The sequence below is a fragment of the Amycolatopsis pittospori genome, assembly GCF_013870525.1.
GTDB lineage: Bacteria > Actinomycetota > Actinomycetes > Mycobacteriales > Pseudonocardiaceae > Amycolatopsis > Amycolatopsis pittospori.
The window spans coordinates 1-21,667 of record NZ_JACBXD010000033.1; the positions used below are offsets into that span (position 1 = coordinate 1).

Genomic DNA, 21,667 nt, shown 5'->3' on the forward strand with positions numbered 1-21,667 from the left:
CGCTGGACCTACGCCCGGCGCGGCGCCCGTCTCCGCGCGCTCGTCCCCACCCCGGACAGGCTCCTGCTGTTGGCCGTCTACGGCGGTTCCGGCCGTGACCACCTCACGGTCCTCGACGCGTTCACGGGCGCACCGGTCCAGGACGCACTGATCGAAGAGGTGAGCGGCGCCGACCTCCTCGCCCCGACCGACACGGTGCTCCCCTCGATCACTTACCTGGGGGACGACAACTTCCGCGTCAACGCGCTCGACCTCCGCACCGGAAAAGAACTCTGGACGTGGACCGCGCCTCCGGGCTGCGTCTCCCCCTTCGCGCTGCCCGCGAGCGGCCGCGACGTCGTCCTCGCGCCGCTGTTGTGCCCGGACCGGCTCAGTGTGCTCGGTCTCGACGAACGCACCGGAAAGCAGCGCTGGGAACACAACCTGCCGGTGACGCGACCTTCCGACGAGAAGGCGGACTACTACCTGCACTCCGCCCTCGACGGCGGCACCGTGTCCCTGTCGCTGCGCTATGCCGGCCTGGCCAGTGGCGCCGGCACGGACGTCGTTCTCGACGCCGCCGACGGCGCCGTCGTGTCCACAATGGACCCCAAGGCGTCGAAGCGGATCACCCTCGGCCCCGTGGCCGTCGCGGAACGCACCACGGACGGAAAGGTCACCGAGGCCACCTTGGACGGTGGGGTGGCCGTCGACCTCGCCGCCTGTCCGGACCGGCGCGCACAGGCCACCACACCGACGGCGTATCTGCGCCTGTGCGTCCTTCCCGGCGGCGCGCTGGTGGTACACCGGCAAGAACTCGATGGCTCACCGGCCTCCACCCTGCCCGTCGACTGGCCGCAGCCCACGGACCCGGCGGGCGCGCTGAATTCCGGCTTCGCCCGCCACGCGCTCCTCCCCGCACCCGGCGCGCTGGTCGCCGTCCGCGGCGGCGCCACCCCGGTCGTCGGCTACCCCGCCGGCTGAGTTCGACGCGATTTCGTGGATTGACAAGGGCGCGAACGGGTAACCACCGGGAGTGGACCGATATGTGCGGGGTGAGGAAGGAGTACGGATGGGCGCCCTCATCTCACGCTGGAAGCGAACCGGCAACACGCTCGCTCTGACCTGGACGCTGATCTCCCTCGGCCTGGCCGCGATGCTCTGGGTATCGGGTTTTCGCGCGTGGCCGGTCTATCTGACCGTCGTGCCGAGTTCGATGGTGGCCGTTCTGTTGTGGATCGGCGCGGTTCGGACTCGCCGGCGGGAGGCTTCCGCGGGGAAACCCGAACCGGCGGACTGAACCGAGCGAAGCCCGGTGTACGCCGGGCTTCGCTCGCTCTCGGTCAGTGACAGGTGAGCAGGCTGATCGAGCTGTGGTGACATCCCAGGAGCAGGCTCGCGTGGGAACGGTGATCCCATTCCGGTCCGTACCCGGCTTCCTTGAGCTCGACGGGTTCGAGTACCTGCAATTCGAGAACCGCTTCCATGCATTCCTCCGTTGTCGAGTAGATCTTCGCCTCGGCCGACCATAGGTCTGCTTTTGTTCGCACACAACGGATTCCTGACCTTCAACCGCATCGATCACTCGATCAGGTTCTCGTGCCGTTCATACGTCGATTCCATCCGATCAAGGATCTTCGTTCACACCGGTTCGCGAATTCGAGCGGTGGGCCGACCGTTTCGGACACCGGAAAAGCGGGCCTGGACACCCGAATGGCGGTGCGCCCGCGCCGATCGGCGGACGGGGAGATCTCCACGGTGATGACCGGGTTCGCCCGTCGCGCGGGAGACCACCATCACTCGGCCCCACCGGCCACGAATCCGACCCGAATGTCCGTATACAGACGCCCGCGACGCTGGCTAGCCTCCGCGGGTGAGGATCAAGAGCCTGCTGCTCGCGGTACTTCTGACCGCCGGTGCCGTGATCGCCCTGCCCCCGCTCACACCGGACCGCGCCGAGGCGGATCCGCCGGCCTGGACGGCACCGCTGTCCACCCGCGGCCGCTACATCGTCGACGCGAACGGTGACCGGTTCAAACTGAAGTCCGCCAACTGGCATGGCGCGAGCGGTACGTGGAACGGTTCGGGCGACGTGAACGACCCCGGCAACCACCACGCGGGCGAGATCGCCCATCAGACTCCACTCGGGCTGGACAGGGCGTCGATCGACACCGTCATCGACGGGCTGGCGCGGCTGGGCCTCAACAGCGTGCGGCTGCCGTTCTCCAACGCGATGATCCATGACACGAAACCGGTTCCCGACCTGCCCGCCAACCCGGATCTGCGCGGCTCGACCCCGCTGCAGGTCTACGACCGCGTCGTCGCCAGGCTGACCGCACGCGGGTTCGCGGTGATCCTCAACAATCACACCACGACGTCGCGCTGGTGCTGCGGTCTCGACGGCAACGAACGCTGGAACACCGCCCAGAGCGAGCAGCGATGGCAGGACGACTGGCTGTTCATGGCCCGCCGCTACGCCGCGAACAAGCGGGTGGTCGGCGCCGACCTGTACAACGAGGTCCGCCGCAACGTGCTCGACGACCCCAACTGGGGCTGGGGCAACGACCACGACTGGCAGCGCGCGAGCCGGCAGGTGGCCGATCGCATCCAGACCGAGGCCAATCCCGACCTGTTGCTCATCGTCGAGGGCATCAACTGGACGGGCCTGCCCGTGGACGGTCTTCCGCACGGCAGGCCCACGCTCGAGCCCGCCCGCACGCTGTCGCATACGCTCGTGGACTCCGGAAAACTGGTCTACGCCGCCCATTTCTACGGTTACACCGGTCCGAACCACTCCGGCGCGACCGGCACGGGTGAGACCCACGACCCGCGCTACCGGGACCTGTCGCCTCAAGAACTGCGAGATGTCCTTTACCGGCAAGCGTTCTTCGTCTCCGCCGAGACCGGCAAGCATTACACCGCTCCCCTGTGGATCAGCGAGTTCGGCGAGGGCAGGCACACCACCGACACGGCCTCCCGCACCTGGTTCGAGAACTTCGTCGGCTACCTCGCCGAAACCGACACCGACTTCGCCTATTGGCCCGCGGTCGGCTTCCACGACGGCGGCGGTGGAAACGGGTGGGCGTTGCTGGAATGGGACGCCGGCGGCCGCCGCATCGACGTGCTGGACGGTTCGGACTGGCGTGGTCCCGCGTGGCGGCGGCTGGTGGACGCGCCGTCACGCACCGGCCGGATCCCGGCGGCGGAACGCTGGTCGATGCTCAACCTCGACCACGCCGACTTCCAGGCCTCCCGTTCGGTCCGGGCGAAAGCGGACTGGAACCCGGGCGCTCGCAAGGGTGCCTGCCCCGACGGGCAGCGGCTCACCGGACTCGCCCACACCGGCAACCGGGGCCTGTGCACCGGCACGCTCCCGGTCCCGTCCGAATACGTCGCGGTCCGCGACGAGTCCTATGTGGACAATGACTGGGCATCCGGCTACACCAAGGTGCAATGCCCACCCGAGCACGCCGCTGTCGGCTACAGCGTCACCGGCGCGGCGTTCTCCGCCCTTCTGTGCGGCCGATCCGCGACCCCTCTGGGCCGCGCGGGGCGGACGGTCTGGTTCGACCGCGGTGACAACCGGCCGTCCGGTTCCCCCGGCGGCGACTTCGCATCGGGCCACTACAAGGGCCAATGCGCGCCGGGCGAATACGTCGCCGGCGTCGCCTACACCGGCCGCATCGGCTCGAACCGCACCCCCGACGCGCTTCTCTGCCGCTCCTGAAGGACCCGTGTCCGAAAGGACGGCATCCACGGCGCCGCGGGCAGAATTCGGACAGAAGACCGGACAATTCGCGACGCTCTCCGGAGGCCGCCGCACACTCTGCGAGCAGTGTGTTTCTTTCCCCCGGCCTTGGAGGATCTCCCATGCGTCGAAGAATCGCCCTCGCTTTCGGCGGCGCCGCCGTCCTTACCGCCAGTCTCGTCTCCGCAGCTCTCGCTCCCGTCGCACAGGCATCTCCCGGCTTGATCTCCGCCATGCAGCGGGACCTGGGACTCACCGCCGCGCAAGCGGAAACCCGGCTCGCACGGGAAATGACCGCGACACGGGTGATGCCGGACGCCCAACGCGCGGCGGGCGCGGCGTTCGGCGGGGCCTGGTTCGACCCGGCGCTGGGCAAACTCGTCGTCGGCGTGACCGACCCGGCGGCCGCGGACGCCGTCCGGAAGGCCGGTGCCGAGCCGGCCGCCGTCGCGATCAGCGCGGCGAAACTCGACGCGGCCAAGGCCGAGATCGACTCTTCGACCAAGTCCCGGCCGGCACCCGCGGCCGTCAGCGGCTGGCGAACCGACGTGCGCAGCGGCAGCGTCGTGATCTCCGTCCAGCCCGGCGCGCATGGCGCCGACGTCGAAAACTTCCTCGCCAGGGCAAGGAAAGCCGGTCCGGTCACCGTGGTCACCGCGCCGAAGGCCGAGCCGTTCGCGGCGGGCACCGTCGGCGGCGATCCCTACTACATCAACGGGAACACCCGCTGCTCGATCGGATTCTCCGTCCACGGCGGATTCGTCAGCGCCGGTCACTGCGGCGGCAACGGCAGCTCCGTCGTCGGCTGGGACGGCTCGGCGATGGGCAACTTCGCCGGATCCTCCTTCCCCGGCAACGACTACGCGTTCATCCGCATCGGCAACGGCTGGTGGACCGCGCCGGTCGTCCTCGGCTGGGGCACGGTCAGCGACGCGCTCGTGCGGGGATCGTGGGTCGCGCCCGTCGGCACCTCGGTGTGCCGGTCGGGTTCGACGACGCACTGGCACTGCGGAACCGTGCTGGGGCACAACGAAACCGTCAACTACTCGCAGGGCGCGGTGCATCAGATGACCCGCACCAACGTCTGCGCGGAACCCGGCGACTCCGGTGGTTCCTTCATCACCGGCGACCAGGCGCAGGGCGTCACTTCCGGCGGCTGGGGCAACTGCGGTTCCGGCGGCGAAACGTGGTTCCAGCCGGTGAACGAGATCCTGCAGACCTACGGCCTGTCCCTCGTCACGGCGTAACCGCCGGGCGGCTGACCGCTTCCACCACAAGACGTGAAGGCCTCCTTCCCTACCTTGAGCGTAGGGAAGGAGGCCTTCACGTCACTGGGAAGAGGACCAGCCGATCGTGCGCTATCTCGCCGAGATGATGACCGACACCGGCGTCCCGGCGACGATGGCCAGGGTGCTGGCATTCCTGTTCACCAGCGAAACCGGCGGCGGCACCACCGCCGAACTCGTGGCACGGCTGGGGGTCAGCCCGGCGCCGTCCTGACCAAGGCGCTCAGCGCGCCGCGCCGCCGACGTCCGCGCCGGCTTCGCCGAACGCGAGCCACAGCGCACCGGCCACGCCCAGTATCAGGCCGGCCGCCGTCCACCACGACCACCAGCTGAAGAACGCGACGACGGGCCCGACGGCGAGCAGGACACCCCCGCCGACCGCCGCGGTCTCCCCCTTCCATGCGGACGCGGACCGTTCGACGACGTCCGGGGACGGCGGGGAATCGGATCGGACGGGCATCGCGGACCTCCGGCTCACTCGGCCAACTGGCGAAACGCGTCCTGATACCCCGTCCAGGCCCCCTTCACACCTGACCAGGATCCGCTGCGGCCCCAGGCCGTCCCGGCGACCAGCCGCAGACCCATCCCGGGTGCGGCGGCCTCGCTGAGATCACTGTGCTGCCGAAACCTTCGAGGGCAAGAAGAAGCTCCGCGTCCCGATCCGCTGGTCGGGGTTTCAGCGGCGCACCTTGAACTTCAAGTGCAGCACCCGGTCGCCCTGGATGACGACGTGCGGATCCTCCAGCAGATGCTGCCCGTCGATGTCACCGAAGAAACGTTTGCCCGAACCGAAGACCACCGGCACGACGTCCATCGCGACCTCGTCCACGAGACCGGCCGCGAGGATCTGGCCGCCCACCTCGCCGGCGTTCACGGCGATGGTCCGGTCCCCGGCGAGTTCCTGGGCTTTGGCGATCGCGGCCGTCACGTCGCCGACGAAATGGTAGGACGCCTCGGGGTGCCAGCCTTCGGGCTTCGGCCGGTGTGACACCACGACGACGTGGTCACCCGCGGGCGGCTTCCCCTCCCAGCCGTTCACCAGATCGAAGAGGGTGCGGCCCATGATGATCGTGCCGATCGAAGCCCACATCGGCCGGACGTAGGCGGCCGACGTCTTCGAGACCCTGATGCCGCCGCCGCTTCCGGAGTGGTCGAAGTCCTCCGACGTGTCTCCGGTAAGCGGGATGTCCCCGCTGAAGTACCACTCGTGGAGCGAGCCGACATCGTCGTTCTTGTCGGCGATGAAGCCGTCCACCGACACCACATCGTGCATGATCACTGTGCCCACGGGGTTCTCCTCGGGTCTCTTGCGCGTTCGCTCCGATCTTGGCGCCCGGCGGACGGCGAGGCTTGTAAAAAATCACTCGTCGGGGATCGGAGGGAACTCCGACTCGGCGGGATGCCGGCGCCGCAGATCCAGGAATTCCGTCGGGGTACAGCCGGTGAAGTCCTTGAACTCCTTGCCGAAGTGGGCCTGGTCGAAGTAGCCCGCCTCCGCCCAGTCGAACGGACGCCGGGTGTCGGCGGACAGGATCAGCCGCGCGAAGCGGTAGATCCGAGCCACCCGTTTCGGCGTGACCCCGACGTGGGACTTGAACTGCGCGGCCAGGTGGTTGCCGCTCACCCCGGCGGCGTCGGTCAGCGCTCCCACCGGGACCACGCCGTGGGAGGTCTCCAGCCGTCCGCCCGTGCGCAGGACCAGACCGAGGCCACGCGACGGCGCCTCGGCGAGTCGCGAGCGCAGCTCGGCCTCCACCACCCGCAGGGTCTCGGCGGGCGAGTTCAGGTCGCCGATCCGGTTGCGGATCCGGTCCAGGGACCGCCGCCAGACGGCGTCGACGGGCACCCAGCGATCCCGCAGCTCAGTCGCCGGCATGTCGACGAACGGCGACATCCCCCAAGGTTTGAAGTGCACCCCGACGAGCCGCACCCGCGCGGGATACTCGAAGAGGAAACGCCTGGTCCAGAGCCCCATGAACCATCCGTCGGCGAAGACCACCGGCGGCACCGACGGATCGGAATCCCACAGGCGGACGGGGTCGCCCAGGTTGAGGAACAGATGCGCCGACGGCATCGGCGGGACGTTCATCCGGCGATGCGTCGGCACCCCGGTCAGGCAGTAGACGTCGTCGATGAAGCGGTCGAGCGGCGGGGCGGGCACCTGACCGACGTACTCCATCTGCTCAGTGTCGCCGATATGCCCCGGCCGGCGCGGCGAGTTCGGCCAGGTGATGCAGCGAGTCGATGAGATGTCCGGGGCCGAAGGGCGGGAACTGGATGTACTCCCGGACGTGCGGCGGCACCGCCGACCAGTCGTAACCGAGCTTGACCTCGGTCTCGGACGGACCGAGCGGCGTCAGGTCGTACCGCCAGAACCAGCCGCCGAACTCCAGCTGTCCGTCTTCCTTCTCGTACCCGGTGAGCCACCCGATGACGGACGGCGACTCGATCACCATGACCTTGTTGACCACCTGATAATCACCGTCCGGGTGGGCGCCGTGGTGCATGTCCATCCGGAAGATCTGCCCCGCCTCGGTCAACGGCGCCCGATCGACGGCTTCCTGGACCCAGCCGGTGCCGTCGATCGCGGAATGGGTCGTCGGGTCCGCCAGCACCTCGAACACCCTGGTGACGGGCACGGCGATGGTCAGCGTGGCGCTTACGTAATCCTGCTCCATGATGGACGCTCCTCGGCATCGGCCCGGGCCTCCGCGAGACCCCTTACACCGACCCAACGAACGGCCGGACGCCATTCCGACACCTCGGTCCGCGGATTCGGTGAGGAATTTCCGGGACCAGGGCTCACCGCGGTTCCGCGGGATCGACCCCGTGCCATCCGCGCAGCACCTCGACAGCGGCCAGCACCTCGGCGGCCCTGTCGGCGAAGGACTGCGTCCGCCAGTCCCCCGGCGACTTCCCGCAACCGGGTTTGTCGTGCACCAGCACGGCGGCACCGCGGCAGTACGGGGTTTACGGCGCCGAGCTGAAGAATCGAGTACGGTGAAAATCGTGTTCAGCGCCCATACTCTCTCGCGTTCGTTCCGAGGCTGATGGTGAAAGAGCACCTCGACGCCGCTCACCTTCCCGAAGGCCTGGTGGCGCTCATCGACGCTCTCCGTCCCGGCGACGAACTGCATGTCACCCGCGATGGCGAATCGATCGCGACGATATCCAGCACGCGTGATCCTCGCGGTCGGGTCACGGAAAGCCCATCGTCGGCCGAGGGGGGCGTGACGGTCGTGGCCACCGCGATGAAGCTGTCCGCCTCGGCCCGGGCCTCGTTGTCCGAGCAGCTCGGCCCCGACTATCTGGTGCTGGACATGAATTCCGCACCCGAGAGCGTCGACATGGTGCTGACACCGCCGACCAGCCCGCAGCTGATCGGCCATCTGCGCTCGATGTTCCCCAAGGCGCGGGTGATGATCGCGGAGATCGAGGACAAGGAACTCGGCATCAGCTACGAGGGCCCGGTCCGCCGCCTGCTCGACGCGGGTGCCGAGGTCTACCTGCCGTCGAGCACGATCCCGCGCCTGGCCGAACAACTGGACCGCACGATGACCCAGTTGAACCAGATCGCCGGTGACACCTCGACACCGTTGACGATCGAATCGCCGCAAGACAGCAAATCACTCAACGGCTAGTCGGCCGATGCGAGGCGAGCAGGTCGGCAACGGCACGGCGGCCTGGTCACGCCCTGACCGCGTGGACTTCGAGACGTCAGATGACTTGAATCCACACGGTTCCGCAGCACTGGCCCGATCGAAGGGTGATTTCCTCCCGGGCAACGCCTTGTGGCGCCGGCCAGAGGTCACCCGTTCACTGCTTCGGGTTGTCGCCGCGGTTTCGGGGTGCGGCAGGACACCGGCATGTCGATCATGGTGACTCCCGCACCGAAAGGCCAAGTACATGAGTCTCGCCGTTCCCGGACAGGCCCGCCGCGACAGATCGTCCACTATGGACACCGTCGCGGCCGCCGTGATGGACATCAGGGCCGGCCGTCCGGTGATCGTCGTCGACGACGAAGACCGCGAGAACGAAGGCGACCTCATCATGGCCGCCGAACACGCGACCCCGCGGGCGCTCGCCTTCTACATGCGGCACACCAGCGGCCTCATCTGCGCGCCGATGCCGTCCGAACTCGCCGATCGGCTGCGCCTCGCCCCGATGGTGCAGGACAACGAAGATCCCGCGGAAACCGCGTACACCGTGTCGGTCGACGCCGTGGAAGGCATCGAATCCGGTATCTCCGCGGCCGACCGCGCGCACACCCTCCGGGTGCTCGCCGATCCCGCCACCACGGCGAGCGCGCTGTGCCGGCCGGGACACGTGTTCCCGCTGCGCGCCCGCTCAGGCGGTCTCGCCGAGCGGCGGGGACACACCGAAGCGGCCGTCGAACTGCTGCGCCTGGCCGGTCTCTCGCCGGTCGCGGTGATCAGCGAGGTCTGCAACGACGACGGCAGCGTCGCCCGGCTTCCCCAGCTCCGCACGCTCGCCGACCGTCAATGGCTCAAGATCGTGTCCATCGAGCAGCTCGCCGCCCTCGCGCACCAGCCCACGGTGGCGCTCTGATGCTCGTCGCCACCGTGTTCGACCTCGACGAGACCCTCGTCGACAGTGCCGAAACGTGGAACCGTGTGATCGGCGCCGTCGCGGAACGCCACGGCCAGGGCTGGACCGCCGACGACTGGACCGCGATCCAGGGCACCAGCGTTCGTCATTGGAGCGGCTATCTCGCCCACCGCTGCCGGGATCTCACCCCTGAGTCAGCGGCGGCCGAATGCGCCGACGGAATGATCGACGCCCTCGAAGGGGGCAGGATCGGCCTGCTCCCCGGTGCGGCCGACCTCGTCGCCGCCGCGGCCGGACTGGGCCCGATCGGCCTGGTGTCGGCCGCACCCGGCGGCTATGTCCGGGCGGCGGCGCGTACGTTCCGGCTGGACTTCGCGACGATGGTGACCGGTGAGGACGTCGAGCATGGCAAACCCGCGCCGGATCCGTATCACCTCGCCGCCCAGCGCCTCGGCGTCGACCCGGCCGGCTGCCTCGCCGTCGAGGATTCCGGTTCCGGGATCCGGTCCGCGCACGCCGCGGGGATGACCGTGCTCGCCATCCCCAACCCGGCGACGGCCCTCGACCTCGACGTCCTCGAACTCGCTGACCACTACGCCACCGACGCGCATATCGCCGCGAAGGCGCTCCCCTCGCTCGTCGGCCTCTAGGCGCTGTCCACCTGCTGGTTCATACTCGGCGGATGGATCTGGAGGTACGGCATCTGCGGTATCTCGAAGCCGTCGAAAACGCGGGCAGCGTGACCAAGGCCGCGGCGGCGCTCGGGCTTTCGCAGCCGTCGCTGGCCGCGCAGGTGCGGCGGGTCGAGGATCTGGTCGGCAGCCGGGTGTTCGACCGGAGCAGGCAGGGCTGCGCGCCCACGGCGCTCGGCGACCTCCTGCTGACCAGGGCCCGCGACGTGCTCGGCGCTGTCGAGGAGATGACGGCGGCGATCGCGCGTTTCCACGACGCCTCGGCGAACCGGATGCTGTACCTGGGCACTCGTTCCACCGTGCTCGCCTCCCGCCTCGGCGAGGTCGCTTCGGCCGTGTTCCCCGGCAGGCCGATCGACCTGGCCGTGCTCGACCGGCAGGAGGCGGCACTAACGGCGCTGGCGGACGGTTCCGCCGACGTCGTGCTGCATGTGGACTTCCCCGGCCGGGAGCTCGTGCCGCCCGCCGGGACGCGGCTGCTGCCGGTCGGGAGGGAGCCGGTCTTCCTCCTGGTCCCCGAAGGACAAGCGGCCGGCCCCGAACTGGATCTCGCGGAGCTGGCCGGCCGGACGTGGCTCCTGTGGGCCAGCGGAGACGACGAGATGAACCGCCATCTGGTGACCGAATGCGAACGAGCGGGTATCGGGACACCGGTGATCAGGGATCACGACCTGCTCACCGCCGGACAGGTCCTGCGGCGCGGCGATTTCGTGGTGATGCCCGTGCAGCCCCTGGACGGTGGCGGCGGGCTGCCGGGCCGGGCGTGCGCGCTGCGGGGATCGCCGCTGCGGTTCCGGCACGTACTGGTGTGGCGCGAAGGCGTGGTCGACGTCGAGCGGATCGAGGCGCTGCGGGACGGGCTGCGGTCGGCGTACCGCCTGCTGGTGGCCGAGCGAGGCCGGATCCCGGCGTGGTGGGCGGGCAATCCCGGATGGCTGGGATCGGCTTCGCCCTGATCTCCGTACTCAGCCCGGGGTCGTCGTCCAGTCCGGATGCGCGGCCAGCCACGTCCGGTACACCGGGGTCCGTTCGACGACGTCGTGCTGGGCCTCGGCCAGCGCCGCGTGCAGCCGTTCGACGTCCGGTTCCCGGAGCGCGCCTTCGGGATGCCACAGCAGGGTGGTCGTCATCCGTAGCGGGATTCCTGCCAGCGGCACCTGCGCCAAACCCTCCCGGGGCCGGGAGCCGGGCATGATCGGCAGGACCGCCCGGTTCAGTTCGGCCAGTTGCAGGGCCGTCGTGTAGTCCGCGGTCCTGACGTGGCGTGCGTCGACGATGTCGGAGAGGTGCTCGACGAGACCGTCGTCGCGGGATTCGCTGACACACCAGGTTTCCCCCGCCAGGTCGGCGATGTCGATCTCGGGCCGGGTGGCCAGCGGGTGGCTCACGGAAAGGGCCACGAACATCGGCTCGACCGCGACCGTCCGGGACGCCACTCCCGGTGGGCGTTCGACGGCGGGCGCCGGATGCTCGGCCAGCAGCGCGGCCTCGATATGACGGTCGGCGAGCAGTGCCAGCTGGGGTCCGGCGTCCGGTGTGGTCCGGACTTCCACCTCGGACCCGAAGATCGCGGGCGCGAGCACCCCCAGACTCGCCACCAGCATTCCCGGGGTGCAGCCGAACCTGGTGCGTCCGGTGGCGTCGCGGACCACGGCCGCGCCCAGCCGGTCCACCGCGGCCAGGACGATCCGGGCGTGTTCGGCCACCAGCTCCCCGAGCCGGGTGGGTGTCGAACCCGTGGCGCCACGCTGGAACAGCGCCCCGCCCGCGATCCGCTCCGCCCGGTGCAGTGCGTGGGTGACCGCCGGCTGGGAGACACCCAGCCGGTTCGCGGCCGCGGTCACGCCACCCGTTTCCAGGATCGCGAGGACCACGCGCAAGTGCCGGAATTCCAGCTCCATAACCGAACACTATGCACAATTGGGATTATTTAAAAGACGCGGGAACGCCGACGGTGGTGGAACACCATCCACCCAGTGTCGAAGGAATCACATGCGTATGCGCACAACGTTGCGCGCTGCGCTCATCCCGGCCGTGCTCACCGCCGCCGTGATGACGATGCCCAGCGCGTTCGCCGCTCCCCTGTCACCGGAACCACCGACGATGACCCCCTCGATCGTCGGCGGCGGCCAGGCCACCGAAACCTATTCGTTCATGGGGTCGTTGCAGTCCAACGGGAACCACGGCTGCGGCGCCTCATTGGTCCAGGCACAGTGGATGGTCACCGCGGCGCACTGCGTGACCGATCAGCAAGGCAGGCAGCTGCCCGCTTCCCAGTTCCGGGTCCGGGTCGGCTCGACCAGCACCTCGAGCGGCGGGACGCTCGCGGCGGTCTCGCAGGTCGTACGGCATCCGTCCTACACCGGCCAGGTCGGTCCGGGCGACATCGCGATGCTCCGGTTGTCCAGCGCCGTGCCGGGCGCGCCGATCACCATCGACGACAGCTCGCCCGCAGCCCAGACCGCGACCCGGTTGATCGGCTTCGGCCAGACCTGCCCGCAGCAGGGCTGCGGCGGCGCGTCGCCCACGCTCAAGCAACTCGACACCCGGATCAACCCGGACTCCCTGTGCGCGCAGGGCTTCAACGCGAGCAGTGAACTGTGCGTCTACAGCACGACCAGCCAGACCGCTTGCTACGGCGACTCCGGCGGTCCGGCCGTCGTCCAGGTCGACGGCGCCTGGCGGCTCGTCGGCGCGACCAGCCGCGCGGGCCAGAACAGCGGCACCTGCGGCACCGGCAACGCCACGATCTACACCGACGTGACCGCGTACCGCCAATGGGTCGAGAGCACGATCGGCGGCGGCGGTCCGGGTGAGCCTCCCGGCTGTTCGGTGGCCGCCTGGAATCCCGGCGTCCAGTACCCGCCCGGGTCCACTGTGTCCCATCAGGGCTACGTCTGGCGCGCCATGACGTGGACCTACGGTCAGCCGCCGGGCGCGACCTTCGCCTGGCAGGCCATCGCCCGGTGCTGATCCGGTGAGCCAGGCCGGGCGCGGCGGGAAGCAGGGCCCGCGGCGCCCGGTTGCCGGGCCGGGGTGGGTGACGCGGCCCTCGTCACCCACCCCGGCGACAAGCGAGATCTCCTTCTGGTCACGTGACTTCGCCGGGTGCTCACCGCGGTTGCGAGCCATCCACGATCCCGCTCCGCATTCGATCCGAAGGACGGTAGTGCCGGCCGCGGGGTTCGTCGCACACTGGCGGCGAGGTGAGCCATGATCGAATCCGCCCTGCACACCGGACCGTTCTGCCATGCGTTCGCGGTGGCCGCACACGAACGCGGACTGAGTCTCCGGCAGCTGCAATACCGTCTCCGCGCCCAAGGTGCTTCGGTGAGCGCGATGACCCTGAGCCACTGGCAAAGCGGACGAAGCAAGCCAGAACGGGAGGAATCCCTTCAGGCAGTGGGAATCCTCGAACAGGTGCTCGCGCTGCCCCCGGGATCCCTGCTCCGGCTACTCGGTTCCCGGCGGCCGCGCGGACGCGGAGTCCGTTCGGTGAAACCGGGCGACCGTCTCCAGCGGGCCTGGGGCCATCCCGCCTTTCTGCCGCCGCTCCTCGCCGAATTCCGGGACTCGGTGGGGAATCCGGTCCGCAAGATCGGCCTGCACGAAACGTTCCAGGTGGCGTCGGACCGCTGTGCCCGGCGGATCGCGGTGCGGGAACTGATCGAAGCCCGGCAGGACCGGACGCGCACGATGCTCATCGCGGCCAGAAGCGTGCCGGGCGTCCCGCCGCCCCAGGTGTCGGCCAGCACCCGCTGTCGGCCAGGTGCCGTGCTCACCCTCCCCGACGAGGGCTTCTCCATCACGGAACTGGTGCTGGACAAGACCTTGAGCCGCGGCGAACGGCTTCTCATCGGCTACGAACAGGAGTATCCGCGGCCGGTCGTCACCGTCCACCACCATCGCAGGATCGCCGAACGCGTCGATGCCTACCACGGCCGGTTCGTCTTCAGCCGCGACGCGGAACCGGTCGGGTGCCGGACCTGGCGGACCCGCACCCCCGAAGGCTGGACCACCGGCTGGACGGACGTCCGGCCCGACGCCGGGCGCACCGTCCGCGTGTCGCGCCGGAACGCGGCGCCCGGAATCCACGGTCTGCACTGGAGCTGGGAATAGCGTTTCTCTGTTTACAGAAGTTTCCGCCGAAGCTTTCCCCGGCGAATCCCGCTGGTTAGGTTCGTGGCGCAACGTTCTCGTATCGCCACAAGGGAAAGAAGGGTCGCTGTGAAGCACACTACCGCACGCGTTCTGGCCGTGACCGCACTCGCCGGCGCACTGACCGGCGTCGTCGTTCCGTCGGCTTCAGCGAGTCAGGTACCGGACTACCGGACCTGGGTGTCCGATGTGCACACCGCGATGCAGGGCGGGACGACCTACCTCGACGACCGGATCGCCAAGGGCGGCACGAAACTGGCCGTCGTCACCGACATCGACAACACCGCGCTCGAAACCTACTACCATCCCGGCGAACCGACCGCAGACGTCCTCGCCTTCATCAAGCACGCCAAGGAAAACGGCGTCAGCGTGCTGGTGGCGAGCTACCGCAGCAGCGCGAGCGGCGCGAAGGAGGCACTCGTCGACGCCGGATATCCCGTCGACAAGGTCTGTGTCCGGAAGAGCTCGGAGAAACACGCGACCGAGACCAAACAACGCTGCCGCAAGGAATACGCCGCGGCCGGCTACACCATCATCGCCAACGTCGGGAACCGGCCCGGCGACATGACCGGCGGCAACTACGAAAAGGGCTTCAAACTCCCCGACTACAACGAGCAGCTCTCGTAACCGGGGCTTCGCGGCGCGGGTCTGGATTGATCAGTGAGTCCCGACGCCCCCTTGCCGGAAGGGGGTCGTGAGTGTTGAAGAGGGTTATTGAGCAGAAAGGCAAAGGTGGCGTGTTCTTCCGGTCGCCCGCACGCCGACCTCGGGTGTTGCGAAAGCCACTTTCGCAACGTTGAAGGTTGCGAAAGTGGCTTTCGCAACACCCGGGAACTCCGCCGCCCACGAGAACCGCAAGACCCGCGCCGAAGGGGCCTTTCCCCTCACTATACGAGCGGAAAGTCCCCTTCACCCCGCTGATCACCGGTCCGTGAAGGCCTCCTTGAGGGACCCAGAGTCCCTCAAGGAGGCCTTCACGGAATCGGCACCCGACACGACACCTTTGCCTTACCCCTCAATAACTCTCCTTACCGCTCACGACCACCCCGGCCCAGCGCGATTCGCCGGTCCTCGTCGATCTGTTCGCGCAGGATGTCGCCGTGGCCCGCGTGCCGTGCGAATTCCTCGATCATGGCCAGCAGGGTGAACCGCAGGCTGATCGTCCCTTCACGGGGGATCTCCTTGGTGTCGTCGAGGGCGAAACGGGCGGCGATCTCCCGAGAGAGCTCGCTGGCGCGTTCGAACTCGGCGATCACGTCGGTCAGGGTCTCGTCGTCCGTGACGGTGAAGGTGCCCAGGTCCCGGGCCGCGTAGCCGTCGCATTCGGACTCGTCGAGGCCCGCCCAGAATCGCTGGAACCAGATCCGTTCGGCGGCAGCGGCGTGCTTGATCACGGAGATCGGTGTCGTCAGCGAAGCGACGAGCCGTCGTCTGGCGTCGGCTTCGGAGAGGCCGCGCGCGGTCTCGATCAGGGCTTCGCGGTTGCGATCGAGCATGTTCTCGAGGAGCGTCCGTTCGACGCCGTCGGTGATTCTGGTGGTGCTCATGGGCCTTCACTCCGTTCGTCGGCGACGAGCCCGCGTTTCGACGCGGGTTTCGAGGGCAGGGCGAGGAGTCCCGAAGCTGGAACGAGCCGGGGACGTCGATGCGGGCAGAGGTGAACACCGCTGTCGAGATCAGCCGCCGGGAAGATCCGGCAAGGCGTCGACGTCGTCATCCTAGGGCGTCCCCGAGGCGTGGGTCAACGCGACGGGTTTTGTCGGTGCCCCGTGCCATGATCACCGCGCCCGAGACTCACTCGGGCCTGGGTGGGTAACCCTGCTGGGTGGCGGCGTCCGAGAACGCCGCCACCCAGCGCTCACACCGCCGCCGCGAAGCGCCGTCCGAGCAGGATCGCGGTCGCCGCGAAGCCCAGGCACAGCCCGGCCCACACACCCCAGCCACCCCACCCGGACACGAAGGCGGACAAAGCCATGGCCGGCACCCCGACCAGCCAATATCCGACGAGTGTGCAGCGGAGCCCGGAAACGGTGTCGCCGAGCCCGCGCAGCAGGCCGACGAGGATGTTCTGGGTCCCCTTGCTGTACTGCTGCGCCACGGCGAACAGCAGCAGCGTCGACGCGGTCGCGAGCACCAGCGCGTCGACCTCGCCGTGCAGGAACGGCCACAGCAGGATCTGGGGCGCGAGCAGGTATCCCAAGCTCACCACCGCCATGAAACTCCACGACAGCGTGAGCGCCTGCCGCGCGATCACCGGCGCCCGCCGCCGCTCGTCTTGGGCGACGGCGCGGCTGACCAGGATGGACGATCCCTGCGACAGCCCGATGTTGACCTGGTAGACGATGTAGGCGAGCTGGTTCGCGACGTTCGACGCGGCGAGCATCGCGGGGCCGAAGGCGCCCATCAGCATCGTCGCGATCGAGGTGATCGCGGCTTCCGATCCGTAGGTGAAACAGATCGGCGTCCCGTGCCGGACGATCTGCCGGACCACCGCCGGATCCGCGCGCCAGAGCGCGAGCGACACCATCGGCCGCAGCTTCGGATCCCGGTGGACGGCCGAAGCGAACACCGCGAGCGTGAAGAACTGGACGAGCGTCGTCGCCAGGCCGATGCCGGTGACGCCCAGTTCGGGCAGCCCCGCCCAGCCGTAGATGAAGGCGGCGTTGAGCGCGGCGTTGACCCCGATCGACACCAGCGTCACCGCGAGGAGCGAACCCGGACGCCGTAAGCCGACGGCGAACTGGCGCAGGACGTTCAGCCACACCATCGGGAACAACCCGCCCGCCAGCGCGAACATCATCGCCCTGGCGAGCGAGACGATCTCCGGTTTCTGGCCCAGCATCGGGAGGGCCGACGCCAGTCCACAGAGGACAGCAGCGCCGATCGCCGCCGTCAGCGTCGCGACGAGCAGCGCCGAACGCAGCAGTGTCCGGATCTCGTCCCGTGCCCGTTCGTCGAGTTCGCCGGTACCGGTGCGGACTTCCCCCGCCCCGGCCGCCGTCGCCACGAGGTTCCCGATGCCGGTGACCATGCCGACGCACATGGTGCGGATCTGGTTGTAGAGCAGGATCGCCAATCCGCCCGCCGCCACGGCGGTGACCCCGAGCAGGCCGAGCATGGCCAGATCGACGCTGGTCAACGCCACCTGCGCCAGCTGGATCCCCGCGATCGGCGCCGCGAGCGCGACGAGCGCCCGGTATCCGCGTGCCGTCACCGGCGCCTTCACCGCCGTGCTCACGCGCTCACCGCCATCGGCACCGGCACGGGCCGCCGGTCTCGTGTGGCGACCCGGACGGAGACGGCGTAGGTGGTGAACCAGCGTTCCACGCGGCGATGGGCGAGTTCGTCCAGGACGCCGCGCACCCGCAACCACTCGTCGTCGTACACCGAGTCGAGGTACTTCTCCCCCGCGTCGTTGCACAGCACGACGACGGTGCTCCCGGCCGGGTACGAGTAGAGCCGCCGGAGCGCGACGTGGATCGCGCCGCCGGTGGTCCCGCCGACCAGCACCCCGGTGCGCCGGGCGACGACACGGGCACCGGCGAAGGCGTCGCTGTCGGATACTCGGTGGGCCTCGTCGATCACCGACCGGTCCACATTGGTCCCCAGCGGGAAGCCGGCCGGGCTGCCCGCGCCGGTCTGATGGTAGATCCCCGGCGCGCCACCGAAGATGATCGAGCCCACCGGTTCGACCGCGACCGCGTGGGTACCCGCCCCCGCTGCCCGCAGAGCGCGGGCCGTACCGCAGAGCGAACCACCGGTACCGATCGCCGCGACGAGTACGTCGACGGAGCCGACCTGCTCCACCAGTTCCCGCGCGAGCCCGGTGTATCCGTTGCCGTTTCCGGGATGGTTGTGCTGATCGGGGTGGTACGCACCGGTTTCGGCGGCGATCCGGGCCGCGACCTGCCGCCGCTGGACCGAGCTGACCCCGCCGTCCGGCGGACAGTCGACGAACACCAGATCCGCGCCCAGCGCGCGCAGCATCCGGAGTTTCTCGCGAGCCGCGTGGTGATCGACGACGGCGGTGAACCGGTAACCGCGTTCCAGCGCCACCAGCGCGAGCCCGTTCCCGGTGTTGCCGGAGGTGGGCTCGACGATATGCCCGCCGGGCCGGAGCCTTCCGTCGAGCTCCGCCTCGTCGATCATCTGCCTGGCCATGCGCACCTTGCAGGAACCGGTCGGGTTGAGGTGGTCGAGTTTGAGCAGCAGGCGGGTCCCGGTGCCGGTGCACGCGAGCTCCAGCAACGGCGTACCGCCGATCAGATCGGACGCGCGCTGGACGATGGTCATCGGATCTCCTGGATCGGGTGCTCGGTGTCGACGTGCCAGCGGTCTCCGTCGAGCACGACCTTGGGCGGCAAGGGAAGCTGATGGAAGCCGCTCTCGTTCTTGTCCATCTGGTAGCCCGCCGTATTGGGGTAGACGAGCAGGTCACCGGTCTTCGGCCGCGCGGGCAGTTCGACCGCGCGCCAGGTCAGCACGTCGTACTCCATGCAGCTGGAACCCCCGACGATGGTCCGCACCGGCCGGTCCCCCGGATCCGGCCCGTTCGGGCGTACCAGGACCGGGTCGGGCAGGAACTCGCTGCCCTTCCACTGTTCGGACAGGCTCATGGACAGGCCCGCGACCGTGGTGATCAGGTGGTCTTCGGCAGCTTTGCAGCCCAGCACCGGGAACACCGAGAACCCGGCGCCGTCGACGAGGGCCCGGCCCGGTTCGAGCAGCAACTCGATCCCGGACGCGCGCAGCCGGTCCGCGAGCGGCGAACCGTCGATCTCGTGCCGGAGAATGGCGGTGACCATGGCCGCACCGGTCGGCGACTGGTGATAGGGATAGGTCCGCGCCGGATTGCGGCCGGCGTGGAACCAGCCCTCGTTCCGGCCGGACTCGAACCGCACCCAGTCATCGGAGTCCACATAGGACACCGCGATCCCGCCACCGATACTGATCTTCGACGCGGGATGCCCGAGCGCGCGGGCGTCCCGGCAGAGATCGATCAGATACGCGGCGAGTTCCGCGCGAGGGACCGGGTCGTAGCCGTCGAGGTGGAACGAGAACCCCCGCAGCACGACCGGGCCGCCGCACTGCCGCACGGCCGTCGTCACCGAGTCGGGGGCGAAGCCGAACCGGCTGTCCGGCGCGGACGGCGGACGCACTCGCAGCAGTACCTCGGCCGTCTCCCCGATCTCCGTGGCCAGCCGCGTGACGCGTTCCAGTTCGTCGGCGGCGTCCACCGCGATGAGACAGCGATGCCGCAAGGCGAGCCAGAGCAGGCCGTCGGGTTTGGCGGCCCCGGTCACCCCGATCGACTCGCCGCGCAGACCGTTGCCGAGGGCGTGCACCAGCTCGGGCACGCTGGCGACGTCGACCCCCGCGCCGGGACGGGCGCACTCGCGCAGCCATGCCGCCGCCTTGTTCGCCTTCTTCCCGTAGTAGACGGTGCCGGGGACCCGCTCGGCGGCGAGGGCGGCGATCATCCCGTCCAGGTTCCCGGCGAACGATTCCGGGTGGATCACGTGGAAGGGGCCGCCGCCGACGCCGCGGGCGATCTCCCACAGGGTCTCCGAGGCGCGCAACCGGTGCGCCCAGGGGCGTTCGAGTGCGGGCAGGGGCGGGGACAGGGTGTCGATCAGGTCCACAGGGCCACCTCGCGTCCGCGGCCCGCCGCGATGGCGCGGGCGGCCAGGGCGTGCGCCACCGGGATGTCGGTGATGATCATTCCGCTGCTGAACGCGAACACCCGGTCTTCGTCCGCGCGACGCCCGGGCGCGCGGCCCGCGAGGATGTCGGGCAGTTCGGCGTCGATGCGGAAGACACCGTCCGGGCCCGCCATCCGCTGCCCGGTCACCTCGACCTGCGCGCCGTTGGTGGCCACGGTGTAGTCGGCTTCGGCGAGCGTGCCTTCCTGGACTCCCTTGCTGGCGACGGAGATCAGGAGGCCGCCCGCCGGGAGCCAGCCGAGGCGGATCTTCGGATGCGCGGCCCGGCCCGAAGCGGCGACCACGATGTCGGACTCGCGCGCCGCGGCCTCGACGTCGTCGACGAGTTCGACCTCACGGTCCGGGAACTGGTCCTTCAGCGCGGCGACGCTGTCGCGGAGACCGTCGGGATGCGTGCCGAACAGCCGCAGGCGTTCGAGGTCCGGCAAGGCGGTGAGCAGGTACGGCAGCGTCCGGATCCCCTGCGCGCCGGTGCCGACCATGAGCGCGGTGCGCGCCCCCGGCCGCGCACAGGACCGTGCGATCAGCGCGGTGCTGGCGGGCGTGCGGGTGGCGCCGACGCGGTGGCAGTCCATGAGCGCGAACGGCAGGCCGGTGGTGTCGTCGTAGAGGGTGATCGTCGTGTAGTACTTCTCGGCCGACGTGCTGCCCTGCCGGTAGCTGGTCTTGAACGCGGCCTGTTCGAGGGAGCCGTCGTAGCCGAGCATCGAGTACGCGACGGCGTCCCGCGCGGCATCCGGCATCGGCACCATCAGCTTCGCCGGGTTGCGTGACGCTCCGGACGCGTAGGCGAGGTAGCCGTCTTGGACCATGGTGATCGCCTCGGCCGGGGTGAGTTCGAGGTTGTGCAGATCCGTCCGCGTGAGGATGTGCAGCGAGGGGTTCATGAACGGGCGACCTTTCTTGTGGACAGGGTGGTGGACGGTGCGACACGCGTGCCCCGGATTTCGAGGACGCGATCGGAGCACGCACCGACCAAGGGCAGGTCATGACTGATGAAGAGCACGCCGGCGCCGTCGTCCGCGGCGCGGCGCACGGTCGTGACGACGGCCGCCGTCGTCGCCGGATCGAGGGCGGCGGTCATTTCGTCGCACAGCAGATAGCCCGGTTTCCCGACGAGCGCGCGGGCGATCGCGGCCCGCTGCAGTTGCCCGTCCGACACCTGGCGCGGATACCGGTCGAGCAGTCCGGGCGGGAGATCCGCTCTGGCGCACAAGCGTTCCCAGTCGATCTCGGGGTCCGCCGCGCAGATCTCGATGGACCGGCGCAGGGTCAGGCGAGGATCGACGGACCTGCGCGGCGACTGGAAGAGCATCGCCACCCGGCCGTCGATGCGCACTTCACCTTCGAGTGGCCGGTTCAGTCCGGAAAGGACCCGAGCCAAGGACGTCTTTCCGGAGCCCGACGGCCCGACGAGGCCGACGATCTCCCCGGGACCGATGTCCAGGTCGACGCCTTCGAGCAGCGGGGTGCGGCCGTGACCGACCGCGACGGAACGGGCGGAAAGCATGA

The 21,667-nt window shown here is 69.4% G+C and carries 25 protein-coding genes; 12 read left to right on the top strand and 13 right to left on the bottom strand.

Annotated features, from left to right (window positions below):
* Both H5J31_RS19705 and H5J31_RS19710 read left to right on the top strand, forming a co-directional pair.
* Positions 1-963, top strand: a 963-nt coding sequence (locus H5J31_RS19705) for an outer membrane protein assembly factor BamB family protein (RefSeq protein WP_181774074.1), incomplete at its 5' end; no start/stop codon positions are given.
* Between the two features lie 88 nt (positions 964-1,051).
* Entirely contained in the window at positions 1,052-1,279 is a 228-nt protein-coding gene (locus H5J31_RS19710) for a hypothetical protein (protein WP_181774075.1), read from the top strand.
* Between the two features lie 43 nt (positions 1,280-1,322).
* Here the strand turns inward: H5J31_RS19710 and H5J31_RS19715 are convergent, their stop codons facing one another.
* Entirely contained in the window at positions 1,323-1,466 is a 144-nt protein-coding gene (locus tag H5J31_RS19715) for a SapB/AmfS family lanthipeptide (RefSeq protein ID WP_181774076.1), read from the bottom strand.
* Positions 1,467-1,852: 386 nt separating this feature from the next.
* Between H5J31_RS19715 and H5J31_RS19720 the strand changes: the two genes are divergently transcribed.
* The 3 genes from H5J31_RS19720 (at position 1,853) to H5J31_RS19730 (ending at position 5,227) form a co-directional block, all read left to right on the top strand.
* Positions 1,853-3,706, top strand: a complete 1,854-nt coding sequence (locus H5J31_RS19720; RefSeq protein ID WP_328701556.1) for a glycoside hydrolase family 5 protein — start codon at positions 1,853-1,855, stop codon at positions 3,704-3,706.
* Positions 3,707-3,849: 143 nt separating this feature from the next.
* Positions 3,850-4,974: a S1 family peptidase gene (locus H5J31_RS19725; protein WP_181774077.1), complete on the top strand. Its 1,125-nt coding sequence runs from the start codon at positions 3,850-3,852 to the stop codon at positions 4,972-4,974.
* Positions 4,975-5,080: 106 nt separating this feature from the next.
* Complete coding sequence (locus tag H5J31_RS19730) at positions 5,081-5,227, top strand: hypothetical protein (RefSeq protein ID WP_236005278.1); 147 nt, start codon at positions 5,081-5,083, stop codon at positions 5,225-5,227.
* A gap of 9 nt (positions 5,228-5,236) precedes the next feature.
* On the opposite strand, the gene H5J31_RS19735 is transcribed toward H5J31_RS19730, so the two are convergent.
* The 5 genes from H5J31_RS19735 to H5J31_RS19755 all read right to left on the bottom strand — a co-directional run bounded on the left by H5J31_RS19735 (position 5,237) and on the right by H5J31_RS19755 (position 7,959).
* Positions 5,237-5,473, bottom strand: a complete 237-nt coding sequence (locus tag H5J31_RS19735; protein ID WP_181774078.1) for a hypothetical protein — start codon at positions 5,471-5,473, stop codon at positions 5,237-5,239.
* Positions 5,474-5,689: 216 nt separating this feature from the next.
* Positions 5,690-6,301: a dihydrofolate reductase family protein gene (locus H5J31_RS19740; RefSeq protein ID WP_181774079.1), complete on the bottom strand. Its 612-nt coding sequence runs from the start codon at positions 6,299-6,301 to the stop codon at positions 5,690-5,692.
* A 72-nt stretch (positions 6,302-6,373) separates the two neighbouring features.
* Positions 6,374-7,192, bottom strand: coding sequence for a helix-turn-helix domain-containing protein (locus tag H5J31_RS19745; protein WP_181774080.1), 819 nt, complete (start codon positions 7,190-7,192; stop codon positions 6,374-6,376).
* Between the two features lie 4 nt (positions 7,193-7,196).
* Complete coding sequence (locus H5J31_RS19750) at positions 7,197-7,691, bottom strand: SRPBCC family protein (RefSeq protein WP_181774081.1); 495 nt, start codon at positions 7,689-7,691, stop codon at positions 7,197-7,199.
* Between the two features lie 124 nt (positions 7,692-7,815).
* Positions 7,816-7,959: a hypothetical protein gene (locus H5J31_RS19755; protein WP_181774082.1), complete on the bottom strand. Its 144-nt coding sequence runs from the start codon at positions 7,957-7,959 to the stop codon at positions 7,816-7,818.
* 149 nt (positions 7,960-8,108) lie between these two features.
* Between H5J31_RS19755 and H5J31_RS19760 the strand changes: the two genes are divergently transcribed.
* The 4 genes from H5J31_RS19760 (at position 8,109) to H5J31_RS19775 (ending at position 11,230) form a co-directional block, all read left to right on the top strand.
* The gene (locus H5J31_RS19760; protein WP_328701557.1) at positions 8,109-8,654 is read left to right on the top strand and encodes a hypothetical protein; all 546 of its coding nucleotides are present in this window, start codon (positions 8,109-8,111) and stop codon (positions 8,652-8,654) included.
* Positions 8,655-8,919: 265 nt separating this feature from the next.
* Complete coding sequence (gene ribB / locus H5J31_RS19765) at positions 8,920-9,582, top strand: 3,4-dihydroxy-2-butanone-4-phosphate synthase (RefSeq protein ID WP_181774084.1); 663 nt, start codon at positions 8,920-8,922, stop codon at positions 9,580-9,582.
* Positions 9,582-10,232, top strand: coding sequence for an HAD family hydrolase (locus H5J31_RS19770; RefSeq protein WP_181774085.1), 651 nt, complete (start codon positions 9,582-9,584; stop codon positions 10,230-10,232). The genes ribB and H5J31_RS19770 overlap by 1 nt, the downstream gene beginning before the upstream one ends.
* A 32-nt stretch (positions 10,233-10,264) precedes the next feature.
* Entirely contained in the window at positions 10,265-11,230 is a 966-nt protein-coding gene (locus H5J31_RS19775) for a LysR family transcriptional regulator (protein WP_181774086.1), read from the top strand.
* A gap of 9 nt (positions 11,231-11,239) precedes the next feature.
* Here the strand turns inward: H5J31_RS19775 and H5J31_RS19780 are convergent, their stop codons facing one another.
* A complete protein-coding gene (locus H5J31_RS19780) occupies positions 11,240-12,175 on the bottom strand; it encodes a LysR family transcriptional regulator (protein ID WP_181774087.1) in 936 nt (311 codons plus the stop codon).
* 91 nt (positions 12,176-12,266) lie between these two features.
* Here H5J31_RS19780 and H5J31_RS19785 point away from each other — a divergent pair, with 91 nt between their 5' ends.
* The 3 genes from H5J31_RS19785 (at position 12,267) to H5J31_RS19795 (ending at position 15,059) form a co-directional block, all read left to right on the top strand.
* Complete coding sequence (locus tag H5J31_RS19785) at positions 12,267-13,247, top strand: trypsin-like serine protease (RefSeq protein WP_181774088.1); 981 nt, start codon at positions 12,267-12,269, stop codon at positions 13,245-13,247.
* A gap of 240 nt (positions 13,248-13,487) precedes the next feature.
* A complete protein-coding gene (locus tag H5J31_RS19790) occupies positions 13,488-14,393 on the top strand; it encodes a hypothetical protein (RefSeq protein ID WP_181774089.1) in 906 nt (301 codons plus the stop codon).
* 108 nt (positions 14,394-14,501) lie between these two features.
* A complete protein-coding gene (locus H5J31_RS19795) occupies positions 14,502-15,059 on the top strand; it encodes an HAD family acid phosphatase (RefSeq protein ID WP_181774090.1) in 558 nt (185 codons plus the stop codon).
* Positions 15,060-15,460: 401 nt separating this feature from the next.
* Here H5J31_RS19795 and H5J31_RS19800 read toward each other — a convergent pair whose 3' ends face one another.
* The 6 genes from H5J31_RS19800 to H5J31_RS19825 form a co-directional block, all read right to left on the bottom strand.
* Positions 15,461-15,979, bottom strand: a complete 519-nt coding sequence (locus tag H5J31_RS19800; protein WP_181774091.1) for a DinB family protein — start codon at positions 15,977-15,979, stop codon at positions 15,461-15,463.
* A gap of 311 nt (positions 15,980-16,290) precedes the next feature.
* Complete coding sequence (locus tag H5J31_RS19805) at positions 16,291-17,670, bottom strand: MATE family efflux transporter (protein WP_328701559.1); 1,380 nt, start codon at positions 17,668-17,670, stop codon at positions 16,291-16,293.
* Positions 17,667-18,725: a PLP-dependent cysteine synthase family protein gene (locus H5J31_RS19810; protein WP_181774092.1), complete on the bottom strand. Its 1,059-nt coding sequence runs from the start codon at positions 18,723-18,725 to the stop codon at positions 17,667-17,669. Before H5J31_RS19810 ends, H5J31_RS19805 begins: the two co-directional genes overlap by 4 nt.
* Complete coding sequence (locus H5J31_RS19815) at positions 18,722-20,074, bottom strand: type III PLP-dependent enzyme domain-containing protein (RefSeq protein WP_181774093.1); 1,353 nt, start codon at positions 20,072-20,074, stop codon at positions 18,722-18,724. Before H5J31_RS19815 ends, H5J31_RS19810 begins: the two co-directional genes overlap by 4 nt.
* Positions 20,065-21,042, bottom strand: coding sequence for an ornithine cyclodeaminase (locus H5J31_RS19820; protein WP_181774094.1), 978 nt, complete (start codon positions 21,040-21,042; stop codon positions 20,065-20,067). The genes H5J31_RS19815 and H5J31_RS19820 overlap by 10 nt, the downstream gene beginning before the upstream one ends.
* Positions 21,039-21,665 carry an ABC transporter ATP-binding protein gene (locus H5J31_RS19825; protein ID WP_181774095.1) on the bottom strand — a complete coding sequence of 209 codons (627 nt, stop codon included), beginning with the start codon at positions 21,663-21,665 and terminating at the stop codon, positions 21,039-21,041. The genes H5J31_RS19820 and H5J31_RS19825 overlap by 4 nt, the downstream gene beginning before the upstream one ends.
* Between the last annotated feature and the right edge of the window lie 2 nt (positions 21,666-21,667).